Source organism: Haloferax sp. KTX1 (assembly GCF_902410085.1).
Lineage (GTDB): Archaea > Halobacteriota > Halobacteria > Halobacteriales > Haloferacaceae > Haloferax > Haloferax massiliensis.
In genome coordinates this window covers 1-637 of the sequence record NZ_CABPRH010000050.1, presented here as the reverse complement: position 1 = coordinate 637, position 637 = coordinate 1, and the positions used below count along the sequence as shown (strand labels likewise).

1 pseudogene is annotated in these 637 nt (G+C 63.4%); it reads right to left on the bottom strand.

Annotated features, from left to right (window positions below):
- A pseudogene (locus FY251_RS20680) lies at window positions 1–405 on the bottom strand (hypothetical protein); the annotation flags it as partial.
- Window positions 406–637 lie beyond the last annotated feature (232 nt).

The window sequence follows — 637 nt, the reverse complement described above, 5'->3', positions numbered from 1 at the left end:
GGATTGGAGGACGTCCTTCGCTTGGGAGTCGCTCAGCCCCTCAGCCTCGTCAGTGTACTCGTAGGCCGCTCGTATTGTCCCGTGGCACGGGCTATTGCAGACATCGGTCGACATCAGGTCCGGCCCGTCAGTGCCGGTCCGCTCGATGGCATCGTCGGCAAATCGCTTCCCGTCGGCATCTAAACTGTCGTAGCGGGTGAGTGCCGTCGTGAGTTCATCGCTGTCGACCTCGCCGCTCCCGTATGCGCGGGCGAAATCGCTCCGGGTACGGGTATCCATCTCGACCCGGGTCAGGGCATCAATTTCGTCTTGGTCCATTTGCCGGACGGCACGGGCAACGGCTGGATCGTTTTCTGCAAGCAGTGTGCCGAGGCGTCGCTGTTGGGCTGGGTCCAGCTCCACCATGTCGACGTCTGTCCGACGGATCGTGTGCCGGATGCGGACTGTATCAGTTGCTGTTCTGGCGGGTTTGAGGACACGCCGAGCGCCGCTCCGTGGGGCCGTCGTTGCCTTCGATAGTTGTGATATCGCTCGCATCTGTTGCCGGGCGCGCCACTCCCCAGCTCGGTCCTGTGCCCGACTGTACGTTCGGGCCGCCCGCATTACGCGAGTCCCGCCCAACCGGTCAGCTACAGTG